Source organism: Acinetobacter sp. 22512, from assembly GCF_052044755.1.
GTDB lineage: Bacteria > Pseudomonadota > Gammaproteobacteria > Pseudomonadales > Moraxellaceae > Acinetobacter > Acinetobacter pittii.
The window spans coordinates 325,649-348,015 of record NZ_JBQENP010000001.1 but is presented as its reverse complement, the minus strand read 5'-3'; the positions used below and the strand labels follow the sequence as shown (position 1 = coordinate 348,015).

17 protein-coding genes are annotated in these 22,367 nt (G+C 39.4%); 8 read left to right on the top strand and 9 right to left on the bottom strand.

The window, feature by feature from the left end:
• Window positions 1-31 precede the first annotated feature (31 nt).
• The 4 genes from eutC to exaC form a co-directional block, all read right to left on the bottom strand.
• Complete coding sequence (gene eutC / locus ACTJJG_RS01690; protein WP_032055718.1) at window positions 32-847, bottom strand: ethanolamine ammonia-lyase subunit EutC; 816 nt, start codon at window positions 845-847, stop codon at window positions 32-34.
• A 10-nt stretch (window positions 848-857) separates the two neighbouring features.
• Window positions 858-2,243 (bottom strand): ethanolamine ammonia-lyase subunit EutB, encoded by a 1,386-nt coding sequence (locus ACTJJG_RS01685; protein WP_372552750.1) that lies wholly within the window; start codon window positions 2,241-2,243, stop codon window positions 858-860.
• Between the two features lie 14 nt (window positions 2,244-2,257).
• Window positions 2,258-3,694, bottom strand: coding sequence for an ethanolamine permease (eat, locus tag ACTJJG_RS01680; RefSeq protein WP_032063230.1), 1,437 nt, complete (start codon window positions 3,692-3,694; stop codon window positions 2,258-2,260).
• Between the two features lie 220 nt (window positions 3,695-3,914).
• A complete protein-coding gene (gene exaC, locus ACTJJG_RS01675) occupies window positions 3,915-5,426 on the bottom strand; it encodes an acetaldehyde dehydrogenase ExaC (RefSeq protein WP_017385402.1) in 1,512 nt (503 codons plus the stop codon).
• A 142-nt stretch (window positions 5,427-5,568) separates the two neighbouring features.
• Here exaC and ACTJJG_RS01670 point away from each other — a divergent pair, with 142 nt between their 5' ends.
• Window positions 5,569-6,759 (top strand): helix-turn-helix domain-containing protein, encoded by a 1,191-nt coding sequence (locus ACTJJG_RS01670; RefSeq protein WP_005068630.1) that lies wholly within the window; start codon window positions 5,569-5,571, stop codon window positions 6,757-6,759.
• Here the strand turns inward: ACTJJG_RS01670 and ACTJJG_RS01665 are convergent.
• Window positions 6,756-7,724: an alpha/beta hydrolase gene (locus ACTJJG_RS01665; protein WP_032055724.1), complete on the bottom strand. Its 969-nt coding sequence runs from the start codon at window positions 7,722-7,724 to the stop codon at window positions 6,756-6,758. The genes ACTJJG_RS01670 and ACTJJG_RS01665 overlap by 4 nt on opposite strands.
• A 195-nt stretch (window positions 7,725-7,919) precedes the next feature.
• Window positions 7,920-9,092, bottom strand: a complete 1,173-nt coding sequence (gene mdh / locus ACTJJG_RS01660; protein ID WP_032055726.1) for an iron-dependent methanol dehydrogenase — start codon at window positions 9,090-9,092, stop codon at window positions 7,920-7,922.
• 230 nt (window positions 9,093-9,322) lie between these two features.
• On the opposite strand from mdh, the gene ACTJJG_RS01655 reads away from it, so the two are divergent.
• Both ACTJJG_RS01655 and ACTJJG_RS01650 read left to right on the top strand, forming a co-directional pair.
• Window positions 9,323-11,035, top strand: coding sequence for an AAA family ATPase (locus ACTJJG_RS01655; protein ID WP_019767620.1), 1,713 nt, complete (start codon window positions 9,323-9,325; stop codon window positions 11,033-11,035).
• A gap of 43 nt (window positions 11,036-11,078) precedes the next feature.
• Complete coding sequence (locus ACTJJG_RS01650) at window positions 11,079-11,438, top strand: 5-carboxymethyl-2-hydroxymuconate Delta-isomerase (RefSeq protein WP_019767621.1); 360 nt, start codon at window positions 11,079-11,081, stop codon at window positions 11,436-11,438.
• Between the two features lie 121 nt (window positions 11,439-11,559).
• Here ACTJJG_RS01650 and thiM read toward each other — a convergent pair whose 3' ends face one another.
• The 3 genes from thiM to ACTJJG_RS01635 form a co-directional block, all read right to left on the bottom strand.
• Entirely contained in the window at window positions 11,560-12,387 is an 828-nt protein-coding gene (gene thiM / locus ACTJJG_RS01645; protein WP_019767622.1) for a hydroxyethylthiazole kinase, read from the bottom strand.
• A 35-nt stretch (window positions 12,388-12,422) separates the two neighbouring features.
• The gene (locus tag ACTJJG_RS01640) at window positions 12,423-13,580 is read right to left on the bottom strand and encodes a hypothetical protein (RefSeq protein WP_032055730.1); all 1,158 of its coding nucleotides are present in this window, start codon (window positions 13,578-13,580) and stop codon (window positions 12,423-12,425) included.
• A gap of 151 nt (window positions 13,581-13,731) precedes the next feature.
• The gene (locus ACTJJG_RS01635; protein ID WP_002119338.1) at window positions 13,732-13,989 is read right to left on the bottom strand and encodes a hypothetical protein; all 258 of its coding nucleotides are present in this window, start codon (window positions 13,987-13,989) and stop codon (window positions 13,732-13,734) included.
• Between the two features lie 318 nt (window positions 13,990-14,307).
• Here ACTJJG_RS01635 and pepN point away from each other — a divergent pair, with 318 nt between their 5' ends.
• From pepN to ACTJJG_RS01610, 5 genes are all read left to right on the top strand, one after another.
• Window positions 14,308-16,914 (top strand): aminopeptidase N, encoded by a 2,607-nt coding sequence (gene pepN, locus ACTJJG_RS01630; protein WP_372552749.1) that lies wholly within the window; start codon window positions 14,308-14,310, stop codon window positions 16,912-16,914.
• A gap of 584 nt (window positions 16,915-17,498) precedes the next feature.
• Window positions 17,499-18,029, top strand: coding sequence for a Csu type fimbrial protein (locus tag ACTJJG_RS01625; RefSeq protein WP_032055734.1), 531 nt, complete (start codon window positions 17,499-17,501; stop codon window positions 18,027-18,029).
• Between the two features lie 72 nt (window positions 18,030-18,101).
• Window positions 18,102-18,806: a fimbrial biogenesis chaperone gene (locus tag ACTJJG_RS01620; RefSeq protein ID WP_032055736.1), complete on the top strand. Its 705-nt coding sequence runs from the start codon at window positions 18,102-18,104 to the stop codon at window positions 18,804-18,806.
• A 9-nt stretch (window positions 18,807-18,815) separates the two neighbouring features.
• The gene (locus ACTJJG_RS01615) at window positions 18,816-21,275 is read left to right on the top strand and encodes a fimbria/pilus outer membrane usher protein (protein ID WP_032055738.1); all 2,460 of its coding nucleotides are present in this window, start codon (window positions 18,816-18,818) and stop codon (window positions 21,273-21,275) included.
• Window positions 21,266-22,285: a Csu type fimbrial protein gene (locus ACTJJG_RS01610; RefSeq protein WP_032063427.1), complete on the top strand. Its 1,020-nt coding sequence runs from the start codon at window positions 21,266-21,268 to the stop codon at window positions 22,283-22,285. The genes ACTJJG_RS01615 and ACTJJG_RS01610 overlap by 10 nt, the downstream gene beginning before the upstream one ends.
• Window positions 22,286-22,367: the final 82 nt, after the last annotated feature.

The following is a 22,367-nucleotide window of genomic DNA, read 5'->3' as shown; positions in this document are numbered from 1 at the left end:
TTCCAATAAATCTCTTTGCATATTCCATTGCTTAAAATAATAGCTTTTGAGTTTCTTCAAAATCTATATTTGAAAGTTGATGCTCATCTTTTAGATTAACTCCTGAGAAACCAAGTTGTTTGGATTTTTTTATTAAAGCGATTAAACGTTGTACTGCAACTGGAATACTTAAACCTGCTGAGCGAATATTAGAAACACAATTACGTTTGGCATCGAGGCAGCCTGAATATGCATTCCATGTATAGTAAATTCCCATACTATCAGGAGAGCTTAAACCAGGACGCTCACCGATCAGCATCACAAGCATCGGTGCCTTAAAGATTTCAGCAACCTCATCACCTAATGCAACCCGACTGCCTGTTGCCAGTGCAATGGGTGCAAGGCTCCAGTTTTCTTGCTGAATTTGTTCATTCAGCATTGTAATGAATGAGATAGCATTCGCTTCAATCGCTCTTGCGGAGAGACCATCACCGACCACAATACAAACATCGTATTGTTGCGTGTTTTCTGCATACTTCTTAATTAAGGCTTCTTTTGAGGGGTTTGAAAGCTGACGTCCTAAATCAGGACGTTTAAGATAAATTTCTTTATTAGGTGCATTACTTTGTACATGAAGACTTTGCAGCTGCCGTTGTGTTAATTGCTCCGAGAGGTAGGAAACATCCATCTCTTGATAAACCGCATCTTTTGCTTGCGCATGCGACAACTGGAACTCAAGTAAGGCACGTGTTGGAATGCTACAACCCGCACGGCCCAGAGCAATACGGGCATCAGTAAACTGTTTAAGTTTTTCCCACTGATCTTGATGGGTAGAAGATGGATATTGAATATCACGGTTCAGTTTCATGGGGTTCTCCCTAGCTCATGAGCAGACGAGAGAATTGGTCAGGCATGTGGTCTGCCCAACAGATTTGAGAGTTTTGTTGTTTAAAAATACCTTGCTGTTCAAGCCAAGCTGAAAACTCAGGAGCAGGTTTTAAACCTAGGAGTTGTCTTAAATAGAGAGCATCATGGAATGAGGTCGTTTGATAGTTGAGCATGACATCGTCTGAACCCGGAATTCCCATAATAAAGTTAATGCCCGCAGCACCAAACAGAGTAAGGAGAACATCCATATCATTTTGGTCGGCATCGGCATGGTTGGTATAACAAATGTCGCAGCCCATCGGTACTCCAAGTAACTTACCGCAGAAGTGATCTTCTAGTCCCGCACGTATAATTTGTTTACCGTTAAATAGGTACTCGGGGCCAATAAAGCCGACGACTGTATTTACTAAAAGCGGATTGTATTTACGGGCGACTGCATAAGCACGCGTTTCTAATGTTTGCTGATCAACGCCGTGATGTGCATTGCTGGATAACGCACTGCCTTGGCCCGTTTCAAAGTACATGACGTTTTGTCCAATCGTTCCGCGCTTGAGTGCAAGTGTGGCTTCATATCCTTCTTGTAGTAAATCGAGTGAAATTCCAAAACCTTCATTAGCTAGTTGGGTGCCGGCAATTGATTGGAACATTAAATCAATTGGCACATTTTTTTCAGCCAGTTGAATACCTGAGCTGATATGGGTAAGTACACAAGATTGCGTCGGAATTTGATATTCCTGAATGACATGATCAAGTAACTTCAGTAGCTCTGATAAATTATGTAAGTTATCTGTCGCTGGATTAATCCCAATTACGGCATCACCATTGCCATACATCAAACCATCTAAAATACTGGCAGAAATACCAAGCACATCATCGGTAGGGTGGTTCGGTTGTAAACGGGTAGAAAGATGACCTTTTAAACCGATTGTGTTGCGAAATTGGGTGACCACTTCGCATTTGCTGGCGACATAAATCAAATCTTGATTGCGCATAATTTTGCTGACTGCAGCCACCATTTCTGGAGTTAAACCTGATGCTAAAGCTTTTAAGCTTTGTGCAGTCGCTTCTTCACCAAGTAACCAATTTCGAAAATCGCCTACTGTAAAGTGTGAAATAGGGGCAAAGGCTGCTAGATCATGTTCATCAATAATTAGTCGTGTAATTTCATCAGTTTCGTAATCGACCACAACCTCATTCAAAAAAGTTTTAAGTGGTACATCGGCTAAAGTCATTTGTGCCGCAACATGTTCGGTTGCATCTCTGGCCGCTACACCTGCTAATTCATCACCTGAACGTAACGGCGTTGCTTTTGCCATCAAGGTCTTCAAGTCAGCAAAGTGATACTGTTGATTGGCGACAATATTGCGATAACTCATAGTTGAATCCTTTTTTATAGTTCTTGTTCTGCGGCTTTAATATTTGCAAACTCTTCTTCTGGTGTGCCTTTCACTAAATGATAACGGCTATAGAATAAAAAGTAAGCAATAAATACGACATAAATAGCGGCAGCAATAAACCAAACTTTTGGGTTAACAACAAAGCCCGCAACTACAGCAGCGACTGCTAGAACTAAGGCAATACTTGAAGTAACGATTCCTCCAGGAGTTTTATAAGGACGAGGCATGTCGGGTTTAGATAGGCGTAGTTTGATGTGGGATAAAAGAATCAACACATAAGAAATGGTGGCACCAAAAACAGCGATTAAAATGAGTGAATCACCTTCTTTGGTGAGTGAAAGCAAGAACCCAATAATGCCCGGAATAATAATTGCGAGATAAGGGGCTTTATTTTTATTGGTTAAAGAGAGTGAAGTAGGTAAGTAACCAGCACGAGAGAGTGCAAAAATTTGACGCGAATAGGCATAGATAATTGAAAAGAAACTCGCGATTAAACCTGCTAAACCAACAAAGTTAACAAAAGTCGCAAGCCAAGTATTGGTGCCATACACTTTAACCAGAGCATCGACGAGGGGAGCGCCAGAGTTTTGTAAAGTACTTGCACCCGCTGCACCTGCACCTAAGAATAAAATGAGTATGGCAAAGGCTGTTAAGATGAGCATTGCTCCGATTAAACCGCGTGGCAGAGATTTGGCTGGATCTTTCGCTTCTTCGGCTGCTAATGGTACACCTTCAACTGCAAGAAAAAACCAGATAGCAAAAGGAACTGCAGCCCAGATGCCCAAATAGCCATGAGGTAAAAAAAGACTTGCACCAACACCTGTACCAACTGGAATATCAAATAAATTTTGCGCTTTAAAGTGTGGAATCATTGCCCCAATAAACACGACAAGGGCAACAGCAGCGACAAGCGTAATTGCGAACATGATTTTTAAGGCTTCGCCAGCACCTTTGAGGTGTATACCCATAAAAATGGCGTAACAAGCGAGGTAAATCATCCAGCCATTAATACCAAATAGAGATTCGCAATAACCACCAATAAATACGGCAATAGCCGCAGGAGCAATTGCGTATTCAATTAAAATAGCTGTTCCTGTTAAATAGCCGCCAAAAGGACCAAAAGCAGCACGTGCAAAACTATAACCGCCACCTGCTGTCGGCATCATGGTGGACATTTCTGACATAGAAAGACACAGGCACAGATACATGATTGCAGCAAGGGCAGTGGCAATAAACATCCCGCCCCAGCCACCTTGGGCTATGCCGAAGTTCCAACCAGCAAAATCACCTGATATCACATACGCTACGCCTAAACCAATCAGGAGTAACCAACCAACGGTACCTTGTTTAAGTTGACGCTGAGCAAAATATTCTGCTGACGAGACTTCTGTCTTTGAGGAAATAACGGAAGCTGTTTCTGGTTGATTCATACAATACTCCTGCGAGTTAGTTTGTATGAATCAATGCAAAAGCAATGCCTAAATGAAGCACTTTAGAGAGTAGATGGAGCTTTTTTATTCTAAATGATAAAAATTCAATCTTAACAATCGGGAATAAAGAAGCCAGCAATCTAAATTACTGGCTTCTTATATAATTAGTCATCTTACTTCTTTCTAGTGTTGATAGTTTGGTATCAACTTGGTGCGAAACTTAGAAGAAGCCCATTGGTTTAGTTGAGTAACTTACCAACAAGTTTTTAGTTTGTTGATAGTGATCTAGCATCATCTTATGGTTTTCACGGCCAATACCAGACTTCTTGTAGCCACCAAATGCAGCATGTGCAGGGTAGATGTTATAGCAGTTTGTCCAGACACGGCCAGCTTCAATAGCACGACCCGCACGATAAGAAATGTGAGCTGAACGTGACCATACACCTGCACCTAAACCATACATGGTGTCATTGGCAATTTTAATTGCATCGTCAAAGTCTTTGAATGTTGTCACAGCAAGTACAGGTCCAAAAATTTCCTCTTGGAAAACTTGCATGCCATTGTGACCTTTAAAAATAGTCGGATCGACATAGTAACCATCGCCTACTTCTTTACGGCCGCTACCGCCAAGTAAGAGTTCTGCACCTTCTTCACGACCAGTGTTAATACAACGTAAGATTTTCTCTTGCTGTTGTAGAGATGCTTGAGCACCAATCATCGTTTCAGTATCAAGTGGATGACCAGTTTTAATACGTTTTACACGTTCGACAGCCATCTCTAAGAACTGATCAGCAATGCTTTCTTGTACTAAAGCACGAGAAGGGCAAGTACATACTTCACCTTGGTTTAAGGCAAACATAGCAAAACCTTCAAGCGTTTTTTCTAAGAAGTCATCTTCTTTATCCATGATATCTTCAAAGAAAAGGTTTGGTGACTTACCGCCAAGTTCTAATGTCACTGGAATAATATTTTCGGTCGCATATTGCATCACCATTTGTCCAGTTTGAGTTGAACCTGTGAATGCGATTTTTGCAATACGTGGGTTGGTAGCTAACGGGCGGCCGACTTCTGAACCGAAACCATTGACAATATTAAGTACACCCGGCGGTAAAATATCTTGGATGAGTTCAGCCACCAACAAAATACCCACTGGAGTTTGTTCAGCTGGCTTAATCACAACACAGTTACCTGCTGCTAAAGCAGGTGCAAGTTTCCATGCTGCCATCAAAATTGGGAAGTTCCATGGAATAATTTGACCAACTACACCGAGTGGTTCATGGAAATGATAAGCAATGGTATCTTCGTCAATTTCAGAGATTCCGCCTTCTTGAGCACGTATACATCCAGCGAAATAACGGAAATGGTCGATCGCGAGCGGAAGATCAGCTGCTAAAGTTTCACGTACTGCTTTACCATTATCCCAAGTTTCAGCAACAGCAAGCATTTCAAGATTTGCTTCTAAACGATCAGCAATTTTTAAAAGTATATTTGAGCGTACCGTCGGTGATGCTTTATTCCATGTTGCTTTCGCTTTATGTGCTGCATCTAGAGCGAGTTCAATATCTTCGGCACTAGAGCGTGGAATACGTGTGAAAGCTTTTCCATCAACAGGAGATACATTGTCAAAATATGCACCCTTTAAAGGTGCCACCCATTCACCGCCAATAAAATTTTCGTATTGTGATTTAAATTGAACTTTTGAGCCTGGTTGATTTGGATCGATATAGCGCATATAAATATTCCTTTGCTTTTTAGGACTAAAGACTAACAAGAACCCTGTCAGTAGGTACTTTCGTACTTTGTATAATTAGGATATAAAGAAGAAGGTTGGAGAAAGGTTGGAATAGAAATGTGGATATATAAGGAATTTACAAATGTTCACAAAAAAGGATTTATTGCAGCAACGGACGTTGATTGATCAACTGCGCACGCAAAATAGTCTCTCTCCTCAGAACGCTGCCAAACTCGGCCAAAGTATTGCAAGCTCGTGGGAACGATCGGCTTCTGCCGCGATTCCTAAAGAGCGTTTTGCTGCTCCATTAGTCGAGAAAAAAACTGCTTCACAAAATGCTTTAGATATGGCTTTAAGCCAATGTGCCGATGACTTACGTCATATTGCAGAGCAATCTTCAATGGTAATTGCTGTCGGTGATATTGGCAGTACGATTATCTGGACGGCACCAAGTGCTCAAATGCAAAGTGCTGCTGAGCGTGTACATTTCGTACAAGGTGGTCAGTGGCGTGAAGAATTTGTGGGCACCAATGCCTTGGCTTTATCTTTAAAAACTCAACAATCAAGCTGTGTTTTTTCAAACGAACATTACATGGAGTCGATTCATGATTGGGTGTGTTATGCCGCGCCGATTATCGATCCATATTCAAAACAAACCCTTGGTGTTGTTGATTTATCAACCACATGGAAGAACCATAATAGTTTAGGAATTCTGGCTGCTGAACGTTGTGCATCCATTATTCAATCTGCTTTGCTAGAGCAGCAGCGCCAGCAATTACATATCCGTGCATTTTCGACGCCGCAAGTTAAATTTAACGGCAAAAGTTTATTATTAACGCCGCGTCAAATTGAAATTTTAACCATATTGGCACTATGTCCGCATGGTTTAACTTTAGAGCATCTTTATCAGGCGCTCTATGGCGAACGTAAAGTCAGTATGGGTACGCTTAAAGCTGAAATGTCTCAACTACGAGATATTTTGGGTGGTTTACTTGGTTCACGTCCATATCGTTTGCTGGTGCATGTTGAAGCCGATTTTTTACAAGCTGAACAAGCGCTCGATGCGGGATATGCAGCCTCGGCTTTGCAGCTTTACACAGGTGTATTTCTGGCAAAAACTGAAAGTCCATTTTTATGCGCATGGCGCGATTGCCTTGAGTCACGCTTGAGCGATGCAATTTTTAAAACCCAAGAAACAGATTTACTGTTAAAGCATCTAGCTCATTTCCCTGAAGCAATTGACGCGGTAGAACGCCTTATGGAGCTCTTACCAAGTGAACATCCTGCGCATCAACTGCTGGTGAAATACCTTGACTCACCTAAGCTTAGTTAAGTAATTTTTTGATCCAGCCACTGGAACAATTGTTGATAGACTTGTTCTCGTACTGGCTGGGCCGAAAGGACTAAGTCATGCAATCCATTGTGAATAGAGACAACCGAGACATCGCCTTTAATTTTTTTACCATGTTTCTCAATATCTTTAACATCTAAAATTACGTCACTTTGAGTCGCATCTATTCCCCATTTTTTTGGATTTTTAGTTTGGTGCGAATGCATAATCAGGGCGGGAACGTTCAGTTTAACCCCACGGTGAATCTCTTTTTGTGCTGTATGAATTGCATGTACAAAGCTGAGTTGAACTGTAGGGGCAGAGGTCGGTTTCCAGTCAAGATTGAACTCCCATTCACCTTTCAGCTGCTTATGAAGGCTAGTGGTGTACCATTTGTTTAATTGGCTTGGAAATTTAACTTTTGGTAGATATTTTCCTACTCGACTGAGCATTGGAATACCAAACTTCTTTTCGACTAAGCTTAAATTAAAATCGTAAAATGGACTATTTGCCCATAGCGCTTTAATAAGAGGATGATCTGGATGATGGGCAGCATAAAGTGTTGCTGTCAAACCACCAGTTGAATGCCCTGCGAGTAAAACCTGAGTGTGTTGCTCTTCGCCAATAATCTCTAATGCTTGAGTAATTTCGGCATCATATTCTTTTAAATCAAGCACATTATAGAAAATTTGATGAGGTAGCTTTGAGCGGCCATATTTTCTTAAATCAAGTGCATAGAAGTCATAACCATGAGCATTGAATTGCTCAGCCATTTCGGTTTGAAAGAAATAATCTAAAAAACCATGAATATACAGCACGGCTTTTTGAGTCGATTGAGCGGCCTTTTTACGTACTAAGGTAGCTACAACTTTCCCTTCATAATCATCAGGAAAACTAAGTGTGAGCTGTTCGTAACCTGTGCCTAAAATATCTGGAACATAAGTTTGATTAGCTAAAGATGTATTCATTTTTATCGAGCTATTGTAATTAAGACATGCAGAGTATCCTTCAATGAAATGGGTGAATTGTCAATCAGGTTTGGAAAAGGTTGGAGTATAGGTTCTAAAAAAAGGGAATACCGCTGGAGCTAAGTATTCCCGAAAAAAGTAAGTCAACGGTCGGAGGGATTTGACTTACTAGAGGGATATGCCATTACATCAGTATTAAAGTGCTGCTTTGAAAATCTCCACAACTTGTGCATGATTTGCTTTACGAGGGTTGGTGAGCATACATGCATCTTTTTGAGCATTATCTGCCATCACCGCAAGGTCTTCAGTTTTTACACCAAGCTCGGTTAAACCAGATGGAATACCAATTGATGAAGACAGTTTACGAATGGCATCAATAGCAGCATACGCAGCTTCCATCACTGTTAATCCATGAGTTCTTACACCCATTAACTCTGCGATTTTTGCGTAACGATCTGGGCAAGCAATTAAGTTAAATTCACAAACGTGTGGTAACAAGATGGCATTACATACGCCGTGAGGTAGGTTGTAGAAACCGCCTAACTGGTGCGCCATTGCATGAACATAGCCTAATGACGCGTTGTTAAATGCCATACCAGCCAAGTATTGTGCGTAGCTCATTGCATCACGCGCTTCGATGTTTTCACCATTTGCGACAGCAGGTTGGAGCCACTGGCTAATCATCGTAATCGCTTTTTCTGCACACGCATCAGTAATCGGGTTTGCCGCCGTAGAAACATATGCTTCAACTGCATGAGTTAACGCGTCCATACCTGTTGCCGCTGTTAAACCAGCCGGTTTTGCGATCATGAGTTTAGGGTCATCAATGGCAATGAGTGGGGTACAACGCCAGTCGACAATTGCCATTTTTACGTGAGTGTCTGTATTAGTAATAATACAGAAACGAGTCATTTCAGAGGCCGTACCAGCCGTTGTATTTACTGCAATCAACGGCGTCATAGGTACTTTGCTTTTATCAATACCTTCATAGTCACGAATATGACCACCGCCAGCAGTGACTAAGCCAATCCCTTTTGCACAGTCGTGAGATGATCCACCACCTAGAGAGACAATAAAGTCACAGCCATTATCTTTATAGGCATTTACGCCATTATGAACATTAATATCGGTCGGGTTCGGTTCTGCACCCGGGAAAATATGGCTCGCAACACCTGCTTCAGTTAAATAGTTTGCGATAAGGTCTGCAACGCCAAATTTAAATAAGCCTTCATCGGTCACAATTAATGCTTTTTTTGCACCGAGGTTTTGCGCCTTCGTACCAATTTCTTTGGCACATCCTGGTCCAAAGAGTGATACGCAAGGAATGTAAAAACCGTTTGTTTGATCTGCAATATTTTTAAAAGCCATGGAGTGATTCCTTCTTCCATAAATCCATTGTTTGTTATTACAGGTGAGCCTCACCATGGGCTTAGTATTGTGATGTGAAGTTTATTTTCCTACCTACCAAAAACCTACCAAATATTATTTTGTTTTTAATTATTGATTTATATGTGCTTTTTAGAAAGTTTGGCACATTCATTTAATTTTTTCGGGAAAATCGTTAAGCTATGGGCTGTTGAAGATGTACATATGAGATTATGAAACAGGAAACTGCGCTTAAACTGCTTAAAGCAGGTGAAAATGTCTTTTTAACCGGTTCGGCTGGTGCAGGGAAAACCTATACACTTAATCAGTACATCCAATACTTAAAAGCACGTAAAGTGCCTGTGGCAATTACGGCGTCTACAGGTATTGCAGCAACACATATGAACGGTATGACCATTCATACATGGGCTGGCATTGGCATTAAAGATCTGTTAACTGACGACGATCTAAAACGCATGAAAGAGCGTAAATATCTCAAGGAACACCTTGAAAATGCGCAAGTTCTTGTGATTGATGAAATCTCAATGCTACATGCGAAGCAGCTCAATCTGGTCAATCAAGTCCTAAAATATTTTAAAGAAAGCGACGAAGCATTCGGTGGTATTCAAGTCATTGTGGCTGGAGATTTCTTCCAGTTGCCGCCTGTAGGACGTAATGGTGAAGCCAATCGTGACAAGTTCTGCTTTATGTCAGATGCATGGGTCGAAGCCAAATTCCGTGTATGTTATTTAACGGAACAACACCGCCAAGATGATGAAATTCTGAACCAGATTTTAAACGCTATTCGCGCGCAAAATATTCAACCCGATCATTTGCAAGCACTGCGTCAATCACGAGCACATGATATTGGTGAGACCTTTACTCGTCTTTATACACACAATATGGATGTCGATAACATCAACTATCAGCACTTAAATGAAATTGATAATGAAGGGCATCAATTCAATGCTGTTTTAGATGGTAATGAAAAGTTATTAGAAACTTTAAAATCTTCAGTTCGTGCGCCAGAAGAACTCACCCTTAAAAAGCATGCAAAAGTCATGTTTGTAAAAAATAACTTTGATATGGGTTATATCAATGGAAGCTTGGGTGAAGTCATCGGCTTTGAAGAAGATGATGAAAATGGCTTACTGCCGAAAGTAAAACTGACTGATGGCACGACTTTGCTGGTTGCTCCTGAAACGTGGTCCGTTGAAAATGAAGCAGGCAAAGTGATTGCAAGTTTTCAGCAAATCCCACTTCGTTTAGCGTGGGCGATTACTATTCATAAAAGCCAAGGTATGACTTTAGAAGCGGCTGAAATTAACCTGATGAATACCTTCGAGAAAGGTCAGGGTTATGTTGCATTGTCGCGCTTAAAATCTTTAACTGGTCTAAAATTATTAGGTATTAACGAGCAAGCTTTAGAGTTAGACAGTTTAGCTGTCAAAGCCGATCGCCGTTTCCAAGAGCTTTCAAAAGAAGCCGAAGACAACTTTGCAGATGTAGATTTAACGGCTCAGCATAAAGCATTTATTCGTCATTGTGGCGGTACCTTGAATGAAACCGAGATCTCTCGTAATGAGAAGAAACTCGCAAAAGGTGGCAAGCAAAATTATGCTACGGCAACTTTAGATGAGACACGTGTTTTGTTTGAAGAAGGCTATGAGATTGAAGACATCGCGCATGAACGTGGTTTAACCCCAGCGACAATTATTAATCACTTGGCTCGACTGCATAAAGAGCAAAAGTTAGATATTTCGGTTGCCCATCCGGGTGAAGAGGTGGTCGAAGAAATTCGTAAAATTTATAAGAAGCTGAAAAAGCGCCAAAATCCAGATCATTTTTCTGATGATGGTTCGATCAAACTAAGACCAATTGTTGAAGCAACCAGCCCTCGAATGGGATATGATCAGGTCAGATTAGCTTTATTATTTATTGAGTAAAGTTTAATTAGCTTAATGACTTGTTATATAAATTGAGGTGGCTATGCCGCACGTTATAGTTGATTATTCAGAAAATTTAACTGGATTAAACGCAAAACAATTACTTGAAGAAATTAATACCACATTGATTGATACAGAGCTATTTAGTCCAGAAGACATTAAAAGCCGTGCGCGTAAAGATGATGTTTTCCTCATAGGTTTGGGAGCGGAACAGGCTTATATTCATGCAAAGGTCTATATTTTGTCGGGAAGAACGGCTGAACAAAAACAGCTTCTGGGTGAGCAGTTATTAGCGGCGCTTAGTAATAAAAAATATCTACAACCAGAGTTTCATAAAGAAATTCAATTGTGCGTTGAGCTTGTCGATATGCCAAGAGAAGATTATTTCAAGCAAGTTGTATAACACTAAAAAGCGTAATTTCGATCAAGAATAGCGATCAGCACTATGTAAAAGTAGTGCTTTCGAATGAACAGACATCTACTTACTTTAAAGTGAGTCTAGTATGATACAGGTATAACCTAGATTATGCCTGTATCTCTAAAAGCTTAATATCTGCATATTGCTCAATCAAGTTGTCATCTAGCATGTGGATGTAATCCATGAAGATGGTGCTAAAACTTCCCATAGTTTGCGCTTGATTTGCAGCAAGTTTACCCGCAATCGCAAAATGAACATGAGCTGAAAGAGCAGCAATTGTTGGCGTCGTCACAGCGCTATATGCTGCGATTAAGGCACCTAAAGCGCAGCCCGTTGCTGTAATTTTGGGCTGTAATGGACTTCCACCGTTTACTTGAATAACGATGTCTAATTCTTTAGATAAAATATAATCTGACTCACCTGAAATAGCGATACAGTCCGTATGTGCTAATAGTGCATAAGCCTGTTGATAGGCTTGATCACTGCTTAAAGTACTATCGACACCTTTAGATTGAACTTGGTTGCCAGCAAGCGTACTAATTTCTGAGGCATTACCACGAATAACGCTTGGCTTGAACTGTAAAAGCTCGTCTGTCATTTGACTACGCCAAGCTAAAATTGGTCCATAGCCGACTGGATCAAGCACCCATGGAATGCCATTGAGCTGTGCAGTCTTGGCAGAGATTTGCATAGCTTGCATTTGCTCTGAGGTTGGCGTACCCAGATTAATACTCAAAGCCGATGAAATTTTGGTAAAACTTTCCGCTTCATAAGGATTATCAATCATGGCAGGTGAAGCACCAGAAGCAAGTAAGACATTGGCTGTATAGTTGGCTGCAACGCTATTGGTAATGCATTGCACAAGAGGCGTCTTTGCCTGCATGTTTTGCCAAGCGTCAATTACCTGCTCAATCAAAGTCGATGCTGATGTCATGTTATTATCCTTATTAAGCCAAAGTGATTGTAGATTTAGTGAGTAAAATAATGATCTTGATGCTTACATCTTTGGCAAATTAAAGAAACATAATCTGCCGCATCATAATCAACACTTAAATCATTTGAACCACAATGCATACAGCGTTTAACTGAATAAAAGTTTAATCGAGGTTCAATTTTTCGCCATGCTTTCCAGACAGGTTGGACAAAGATTTGTTCGTCGTAGCCTAAGAAGCGGTTAAGTAAAATATAACTCATTTTACTGTAGGGAATATTGTGAGGGCGAGGCAACATTGAGGTTTCCCACTTTTCAGCTAAGGCTCTCTCGCGATATTGCTCTAAGGTTTTCTTTAACAAATTGGTATTAATAAATTTTTCATTACGCGGCTGTAGGGCTTTCTGTTTATAAAGATACTCAAGTGCGGTTTGAATTAAATAATAAATCTGACCAATTGCCAATGAATCCATTAAACGATAGCAAAAAGTTTGGAAATTTGAGCTTCCTGCAATTTGAATGCCCCAAGTTCGGCAATAGAACTGCATAAACTGAATAATCTCTTGATAGAGCACCTGAAAAAGTACGTCTTTTACTTCATCAGCACTACGAAACGGAATACCAAGACTTAAATTTTCATAAAACCAGTAGCGTAATTGCTGGGCTACACTAAATAAACTTGGGTCACTATAACCATCTAAGCGAATGTTTAAATAAAAGCACTGAGGTTCATCCGCTTGATCTTGGGCGTTTAAAATTCCATCTTTATGGAGTTGTTTAATCAGATAGTTTTGAAAAATCCAATTTGGTGTAATGGACTGATATTTAATTTTGTCCCAGTGAATATATTCGTCATGAGCAACATCGTCTCGTGCATAGTCGTCGAGCAGGCTAAGTAAAAAAAGTTTATGTAAAAAACTGAGCTGTTCCAGACTACGTTGAGGTTGCTCTTTTGACTTAAACTGGCGTTGTTCTTGTAGGCGTGTTTGCTGTAAAAGCTTTTTTCGTTGTTTTGTGCATGTTTCACAATGACAAGTCATTTTCGTATCTTTAAATACACGGTGCTGACAATGACTGCATTCATGAAACTGAATGTCTTGTTCAAATTGCTCGGCATCTACCCAGTACATTGAAGCTTGGCAGAGAGGACAATGGCTACTTTCATCTAGCTGTTTCTGTAGAATTTGTAAGACCATTTTGCTCCGAACGTTTAAAACTATCATGATTGACTTATTATACACAGCCGCATTGCCGATAGCTGAGATTGTCTTTTTGTTTGATGCAAAAATAGAAAACCTAAAATCTTTATTATGATTTTAGGTTTTCATAAGGGATTAAAATTTAAAATTAAACAGGGCACGGCAAGCTCTCATCATTCTGTCCAAGCTTTTTGGCATTAATAAGGGCCTGCACTTTTTTACTTGGTAATTTTACTTTACCTAAAGCGTCGTAAGTATTGACGATAGAAGTTACCTCCTGAGCAGTCATTGAAATACCTTCTGCAGATAAAAACACCGCAATCACATGGTGATCGAGACCTGCTGCGTTTAGATCATGAATCGCTTTAATATTTTCTAAACGATGAAAATGTGCTTTTAATTCCATACTGACACCTCTTGTTCTGATTGAAATAATTATATTGGTGTATTAGTGAAGGCAAGAACCATGCCCAAAATGTAAGCTGACTCTAAAAAATGTTAAAAGCTGAAGTTGTTTTATTTTTATTGTATAGATTGATTATATAAGCAACGATTATCGTAAATTTGGTCTAATCTGTGCTAATAAAAGACGATTCTAATTTGAAATGTATAAATGAAGTCCCATTAATTTTATAAAGGTAAACAAACACGGTATGTATGAATGTGTATGATCAAGTTCATAAAATTCGTACAACGGTTTCCGAAAAGTATATAAGGAATAAAGATGAATATTGCGGCGCAGCCTCCAGTTCAGGCAGATCAAACAGTTTATTTAAAAGATTATCAAAAACCTTCGTTCTTGGTTGAATCCATTAATCTTGATATTCAAGTATATGATGACAAAACAATTGTTGATTCAACATTAGTCATGAAGCGTCAAACTGCTGGAGATTTGGTGTTATTGGGCCGTGATCTTGAGTTGCAATCTATTCAGCTCAATGGTCAAGATCTTACTCCTGCACAATATTCACTCGATAGTGAACAACTGGTGATCACTGATGCACCAGATGAAGTCATTTTACAGACTCAAGTGATTATTCATCCTGAAACCAACACTCAGCTTGAAGGTTTATATAAAGCAGATGAGTTGTTTGTAACCCAGAATGAGCCTGAAGGCTTCCGTAAAATCACGTTCTATCCAGACCGTCCAGATGTACTTTCAGTCTTTACGACACGTGTAGAAGCAGACAAAAAATATCCAGTGTTACTTGCCAATGGTAATTTGCTTGAAACAGGTGAGGTAGGTGAAAACCGCCACTTTGCGATCTGGCAAGACCCGACTAAAAAACCAAGCTATTTGTTTGCTTGTGTCATTGGTGATTTAGCTGTTCTTAAAGATCACTATACGACTTCGGAAGGGCGTGATGTTGCTCTAGAAATCTATGCAATCGAGAAAGACATTCCAAAATGCCATATCGCGATGGAAGCCTTAAAGCATTCAATGCGTTGGGATGAAGAACACTACGGTCGTGCTTATGACCTCGACAACTATATGATTGTTGCGGTGAGTCAGTTCAACATGGGTGCAATGGAAAATAAAGGTTTAAACATCTTTAATACTTCATGCGTACTTGCCGATGAAGAATACACAACTGACGCAGCAATTATGCGTGTGCAGTCTGTGATTGCCCATGAATATTTCCATAACTGGACAGGGAACCGTATTACTTGCCGTGACTGGTTCCAGCTATGCTTAAAAGAAGGCTTAACGGTTTTCCGTGACCAATCTTTCTCTGAAGATTTACAATCTGCTGCGGTTCAACGTATTGACGATGTCGCAGTACTTAAATCGCATCAATTCCCTGAAGATGCTGGACCATTGTCGCATCCACCACGTCCAGATCACTTTGTAGAAATTAATAACTTCTATACAGTGACTGTTTATGAAAAAGGTGCGGAAATTAACCGCATGATGTCTACTTTGTTAGGCAAAGAAAAATACCGTAAGGGAACAGACGAATACTTCCGCCGTCATGATGGACAAGCCGTAACTGTAGAAGACTGGGTTGCTGCATTATCTGCAGGTTCAGGTGTCGATTTGTCTGCATTCTTAACTTGGTATAACCAACCAGGTACACCAAAGCTTGAAGCAAAAGGTGAATATGATGCAGCGGCACAAACATACCGTTTAAGTTTTAAACAAAGCCTAAAAGCACATCCTAAATATCCAAACTTAAAAGCTGTTCCAATTCCTGTGGCTTTAGCGCTATTTAATGCTAAAACAGGCGAGCAATATACATTACACAGTGACAGCTTATTCGTAAATGATGTTAAAGATGGTGTGTACTTGTTTGATCAAGACGAAGCAACAATTGAATTCACAGGTGTGACTGAGCAACCAGTTGTGTCATTGCTGCGTAATTTCTCAGCTCCGGTAAATCTGGTATTTGATTATAGTGATGAAGAATTAGCATTCTTAATTCAACATGAAACAAACGGCTTTAACCAATGGCAAGCAACGCAAACCTTGCTTGAGCGTATTTTGCTAGAAGACCATTCTGCAGATGCATACATTCAAGCTATTCAGAGCACTTTGCCGGAGTTGGTTGGTCGTGACCCGCTTTTAGCATCACGTTTGTTTGATGTACCAAGTGAAGGTTATTTGGGTAGTCGTATTGATCAGAACTATGCACCAGCCGATATTCATGTAAAGCGTGAAGCCTTGCTTAATCGTTTAGCACAAGAGTTGGGTTCATTCTGGAAAGATACTTATCTTACCCTTGACCCAGACTTGCAAAAAGAATTCTCGTTAGCCATGGGTGTTCGTGCATTAAAAAATATCATGTTGATGATGATGGCTCGTCAGGGCGACCAAACTGCATTTGAATTAGCACATGTTCAATACCAAAACACAGGCAATATGTCTGAACGTTTAGGTGCCTTACGTGTATTGGTTTGGCAAAATGCACCTCAAGCTCAAGAGGCACTTGCTGATTTCTATGATCGCTTTAAAGATGAAGCCTTGTCTTTAGATCAGTGGTTTATGATTCAAGCTGCAAACCCAAATGCGACAACAGAAACAATTGAGTACCTTACTCAACATCCAGACTATGATTTAACAACTCCAAACCGTATTCGTGCGGTAAGTGGTGGCTTGTCAAATAATCCAGAAAATACTTGGGGCTTTGGTGTCGCTCACTTTATTAACCTTGCAGAATATCTTGACGAGAAAAACCCGATTTTAGGTTCACGTCTGTTACAGGTGTTATCTCGTTGGTATACGCTTGCAGAGCCTCAGCGCTCTCAAGTACAACAAGCTTTACAAGCATTGCAGCCTAAAGTGAAATCGAAAAATGTTTCTGAAACTTTAAATAGCATGCTGAGCGTTTAATTATTTAAATTTACTAAATAAAGGTCTCTAAAGAGGCCTTTATTTTTTTATATCTCATAGCTCTTCAATATTTAAAATAAATAAAACTATCCTTGTTATAGTTCATCTGTAGATCATTTTTTATCATTTTATTTTTATATAAATTATAATCTTTAATAGTTTTCTGAAGGTGCACTTTTAAGAAATAATATAAAATGAAAATTAAAGAGATAAATAATATAAAAAATAAATTGGCTCGTAAAAATTATTTAATTTTTTAAAGTTAGCTAAATTTTGAAATATTTATTTAAATTTATCTTAATATTTTTTCTAGTGTTTTTATTAAAATTATTTAAATCAAATATTTATATTTTGTAAATATTGTTTTTTTGTATCCGTAAGATAGGTTTAGGTAAATTTGTTTTATTGATTAGAAATTAAAATAATAACGTGAACATGCATTTTATTTATTTTTATGTATTATGTTGGAAAGTAGGATAAAAAAATAAGCTTTAAAAGAGCAGTCAAATAAAAATGATTGTAAGAATAAGGGTTAAATTTTTTATATCTATTAATTCGACAATTTAGTTTAAAAGGTTTTGGCCATGAAAAAGACTTTTATTTATTTATCAGCAGTTGTTGCAGGAGTATTTTCTCTCAATGCGGCAAATGCAGCTACAGCAACAGGTACATTAACTGTTAGAGCAACAGTAACGAATAGTTGTGTATTGAATACCTCTGCAACTGGCACGACAACAAATGCCGTTTTAGACTTTGGTACTTTAAGTTCACTTGCTGGCAATGTTGATGCAGATACCACAACGACTGGTGGTACCTCAATTAAAGTCCTTTGTAATAATACTGTGCCATGGACTTTGTCATTTGATGGTGGTCAGAATGTTTTATCAACACAACGTCGCATGATCGGTGGGGCGACTAGCAATGAATATATTCCTTACAACCTTTTCTCTGACACAGGACGTGCCACAGCAATTGGTATTGCAACGACTGCCTACAGTGGAACCGGAACGGGTAATGTTCAAACTATAAATGTATATGGTCGTATTCCTGCAGGAACAACTTTACCAAGTGCAGGTAACTATGTTGACAGTGTGACTGTCACGGTAACTTATTAATTTGCATAAATTAGAATTACGTTAGCCCTTTTGAAAGGGCTAATACATTAAAAAGTTATATTTGAGCAAATCATGAAAAAAAATATTTTTATTATTATGGGATTATTCTTATCTTTATCTAGCTCTATTAACGCCGCAACAATCCGTCTTTCACCTGTAAATGTAGAAATATTAAGTAATCAAAATGCTGCTTCAATTAGTTTATATAACCAGTCAAATGAAAGTGCTGATTTGCAGGTGCGTGTATTTGAGTGGAGACAAAATGCTGGGCAAGATCAACTAATCCCTACGGATGATATTGTAGTTAGTCCACCATTTTTAAAACTACAACCTAGTGACTCTTATAACTTACGTGTAGTTAGAATTAACCCAGAACCTATTTCTGGTGAAAAAACCTATCGTATTATTATTGATGAGTTACCCAAACCAATTGATAGCCGTAAAGCAGCTCAGGGAGTAAATGTATTACTTCGCTCATCATTACCTGTATTTGTAGTAAATAAAGATGCGATTACCAAACTGAGTTGGAAAATTGATGTTAACCAGAACACACCTTCTTTAAATATTAGCAATATAGGTAACCGACATGCGCTGTTAAATAGTCTAATGCTTATTGATACAACAGCAAATAAAAGTTATCCCATTAAAGTAAATACTGTGAATGGTTATATTCTTGCGGAGAAGTCGAAAAGTTACTCGATTAGTAACTTTACCTACCAACCAAATCATAAATACAGCGTATCTCTAACAGTTAATGGTAAGAAAACCACACTTTAAGAGGCTTATATGAAATACATTATAGGTGTCTTATGTGTTGCGTATTTTCCTGCATATTCTTTTGCCGAACAGTTACTAGATCATACGAATACTGCAGTTCCCAGTGTTCCTAAATCTGTAGGTAGCAATGGTGAATATACACAAGTAGGAGCGAATGAGCAGGAGCAAGATCTTAATTTCATTCATCTATTTTTAAATGTTTCGATTAACTCAAATGCTAATGAAGATTTGGTTGCAGTAAAGCAATCTAAGGATGGAAAACTATATATTCGATCTAGCACTTTAAAAACTTTAAGACTAAAAATGGATGAACATATCCCAGATAATCAGTGGGTATGTATTAATGATCTAAACGGAATCCAGTTTAAATATCTAGAGAATGAGCAGTCTTTAAACTTAAAAGTTCCGTCGAACATGTTAACGGGTTATTCAGTTGACTTAAGTAGTCAGCAGGTCACTAGCCCGCATTTGCTAAAGATGAAGCCCTTAAACGCGGCTATTTTGAACTACAGTCTGTATAACACCATAACCAATGATGAGAATGTTTTCTCAGGTACGGCAGAAGGGATCTTTAATAGCGCAATCGGTAACTTTTCTTCAGGCGTTTTATATAACGGTAGTAATGAAAATAGTTATAGCCATGAAAAGTGGGTGCGCCTAGAAAGTAAGTGGCAATATGTTGACCCTGAAAAGATCAGGATATATACCCTAGGGGACTTTATTTCTAATAGCCCGGATTGGGGAAGCAGTGTCCGTCTGGCCGGTTTTCAGTGGTCGAGTGCTTATAGCCAACGCGGGGATATTGTCACTTCGGCACTCCCTCAATTCTCTGGCTCGGCAGCATTGCCTTCAACCCTAGATTTATACGTCAACCAGCAAAAGATTTATTCAGGTCTAGTGCCATCAGGTCCCTTTGATATTAAACAGCTTCCGTTTATTTCAGGAAATGAAGTCACACTGGTGACCACAGATGCAACGGGTCAGCAGAGCATTACCAAAAAGCCGTACTATTTTTCATCCAAGATTCTGGCAAAAGGTATTAATGAGTTTTCAGTAGATGTGGGGGTTCCACGCTACAACTATGGACTCTATTCAAACGATTATGATGATGTCACCTTTGCCTCAGGTGCGATTCGATACGGCTACAGTAACTCACTGACCTTAAGCGGTGGAGCAGAAGCTTCAACAGATGGGTTATCGAACCTAGGCACAGGATTTGCCAAGAATGTTTTGGGTATTGGCGTGATCAATGCCGACATTGCAGCAAGCCAGTATAAAGATGAAAACGGTTATTCTGCCTTGCTGGGTTTAGAAGGCCGCATCAGTAAGAACATTTCATTTAACACCAGTTACCGCAAAGTATTTGATAACTATTTTGACCTAGCTCGTGTGTCTCAAGTGAGATATTTAAAAGAGAATCAAATTAATCCTGAGTCACAGAACTACCTGAACTACAGCGCACTGGCAGATGAGATTTTTAGGGCAGGGATTAACTATAACTTTTATGCAGGCTATGGGGTTTATCTGGGCTATAACCAGATCAAATATAGCGACAACTCTTACAAGTTACTGTCTACCAATTTAAGTGGAAGTCTGGACAAGAACTGGGGTTTTTATGCATCAGCGTATAAAGATTATGAAAACCACAAGGACTATGGTATTTACTTTGCGCTGCGATATACACCGTCCAGTAAAGTGAATGCGATCACGAGTGTATCTAGTGACAGCGGTAGCCTACGGTATCGCCAAGAAATATTCGGTTTGTCAGAACCCCAAATTGGTTCATTTGGCTGGGGTGGCTATGTTGAGCGAGATCAGGATGCAAAAGAAAACAATGCATCGGTCTATGCATCTTACCGAGCACGAGCAGCTTACCTGACGGGACGTTATAACCGATTTGGCGACAACGATCAGGTTGCACTTTCAGCAACAGGTTCATTGGTTGCTGCGGCGGGACGTATCTTTGCGGCTAATGAAATTGGAGACGGCTATGCGGTTGTCACGAATGCCGGACCACAAAGTCAAATTATAAATGGTGGGGTCAATTTGGGAGAAACTGACAAGTCTGGAAGATTTCTGATTCCTAGTCTCATGCCATATCAAGTGAACCATATTTATTTAGATCCATCGTATCTTCCTCTGAATTGGAATGTTAAATCTACAGATCAAAAAACAGTCGTGGGTTATCGTCAAGGAACTTTGGTTGACTTTGGTGCTCATCAGGTTATTTCAGGATTAGTGAAACTTGTTGATCAAAAAAATTCACCGTTAAAGCCGGGTTATACCGTTCGAATTAATGGTCAGCAAAATGGGATGGTTGGGTATGACGGTGAAGTATTTATTCCAAACCTATTGAAGCAAAACAAACTTGAAGTCGATCTTCTAGATCATGGTTCATGCCAAGTTGGCTTCACTTATAACAGTAATCAGTACTCAACTAAAAAATTGGGACCTTATATATGTCATTAAATATTATGAATAAGGCTCAAATAGAGAGCTATAAGTTTTTTCCATTGTCTTTAAAATATTTTGTAGGCATTTGCTTATTTTATCTCGTTTATGCATTTTTTAGTCCTGCACATGCGGCTTGTACGGTAAGTGGGACCACGAATAATACGTTTACCTACACAGCAGCAAATATTAATAGTGATGCAACCGTAAATCTTTCAGGAACAATTACTTGTACGAATTTAGGACTTCCCCAGATTTCTAATTTCATGTGTATGAAAACCGTATTTACGGGAACAACAAATGCAATTAACAGTGTTTCATTACCGTATACGGTTACTGCAACTGTAGGCGGGGCAGGTTCCTCTACCACCAACCAAACCTCCAATGTGTGGTATGGCCCAGTACCAACAGTCGCATCAAATAATATTGTGAGCTACTCGGTAAATATAAAAGTACCAGCTCGAACAGGGTCTCTCATTGCATACCCTCAAGGAACATATACGGCTTCGGTTCGGTTGTATTGGGATATGGATCTTTTGGGTTTGTCATGTGGTGATTTACTTGGTGGCTGGGATTCAGGCGATACATTGCTAACAGCAAACTTTGTGGTCCCAAGCCTGTGCCAATTAAACTCAACCTCAACTGTAGATTTCGGCAATATTAATGATATTGGCACGACTAAGCGTGATTACACAGCGCAAGGGGCAGTGAATACAACCTGTAATTTTGGAACGCCATATAGTATTTATTTAGGGGATGGAAACAACCGTATTGCTGGAGGCTTTAGGCGTATGATCAATAGTAATAATGAATTTATTCCCTATCAGCTATATAAAGATTCTAACTATAGTACGGTATGGGATGCCACGGGAGGCGTAACCAATGTTGGGGGAACAGGGGGAGTCTCAAAAACAGGTACAGGAAGTGCTCAAACGACTACTGTGTATGGAAAGATTCCGCAAGGCACTGCCATCGCAAGTAGACCTGGTGTCTATTCTGATAGTGTTGTCGTTACGGTGACTTATTAATTTTCTCATCTATTATATAGGAAGTTCTTTTTAAGGCAGAGCTTCCTATAATTCAAATTATATCGCTTGAAAAAGGTTCTGA

Bases quoted from the DNA above. Each gene is read 5' to 3' on its own strand.
- ACTJJG_RS01615 (WP_032055738.1), top strand. From the start codon at position 18,816: ATGAAATACATTATAGGTGTCTTATGTGTTGCGTATTTTCCTGCATAT.
- ACTJJG_RS01685 (WP_372552750.1), bottom strand. From the start codon at position 2,243: ATGAGTTATCGCAATATTGTCGCCAATCAACAGTATCACTTTGCTGAC.
- eutC (WP_032055718.1), bottom strand. From the start codon at position 847: ATGAAACTGAACCGTGATATTCAATATCCATCTTCTACCCATCAAGAT.
- eat (WP_032063230.1), bottom strand. From the start codon at position 3,694: ATGAATCAACCAGAAACAGCTTCCGTTATTTCCTCAAAGACAGAAGTC.
- ACTJJG_RS01670 (WP_005068630.1), top strand. From the start codon at position 5,569: ATGTTCACAAAAAAGGATTTATTGCAGCAACGGACGTTGATTGATCAA.
- ACTJJG_RS01640 (WP_032055730.1), bottom strand. From the start codon at position 13,580: ATGGTCTTACAAATTCTACAGAAACAGCTAGATGAAAGTAGCCATTGT.
- thiM (WP_019767622.1), bottom strand. From the start codon at position 12,387: ATGACATCAGCATCGACTTTGATTGAGCAGGTAATTGACGCTTGGCAA.
- mdh (WP_032055726.1), bottom strand. From the start codon at position 9,092: ATGGCTTTTAAAAATATTGCAGATCAAACAAACGGTTTTTACATTCCT.
- ACTJJG_RS01620 (WP_032055736.1), top strand. From the start codon at position 18,102: ATGAAAAAAAATATTTTTATTATTATGGGATTATTCTTATCTTTATCT.
- ACTJJG_RS01655 (WP_019767620.1), top strand. From the start codon at position 9,323: ATGAAACAGGAAACTGCGCTTAAACTGCTTAAAGCAGGTGAAAATGTC.
- exaC (WP_017385402.1), bottom strand. From the start codon at position 5,426: ATGCGCTATATCGATCCAAATCAACCAGGCTCAAAAGTTCAATTTAAA.
- ACTJJG_RS01665 (WP_032055724.1), bottom strand. From the start codon at position 7,724: ATGAATACATCTTTAGCTAATCAAACTTATGTTCCAGATATTTTAGGC.
- ACTJJG_RS01635 (WP_002119338.1), bottom strand. From the start codon at position 13,989: ATGGAATTAAAAGCACATTTTCATCGTTTAGAAAATATTAAAGCGATT.
- ACTJJG_RS01625 (WP_032055734.1), top strand. From the start codon at position 17,499: ATGAAAAAGACTTTTATTTATTTATCAGCAGTTGTTGCAGGAGTATTT.
- ACTJJG_RS01610 (WP_032063427.1), top strand. From the start codon at position 21,266: ATGTCATTAAATATTATGAATAAGGCTCAAATAGAGAGCTATAAGTTT.
- pepN (WP_372552749.1), top strand. From the start codon at position 14,308: ATGAATATTGCGGCGCAGCCTCCAGTTCAGGCAGATCAAACAGTTTAT.
- ACTJJG_RS01650 (WP_019767621.1), top strand. From the start codon at position 11,079: ATGCCGCACGTTATAGTTGATTATTCAGAAAATTTAACTGGATTAAAC.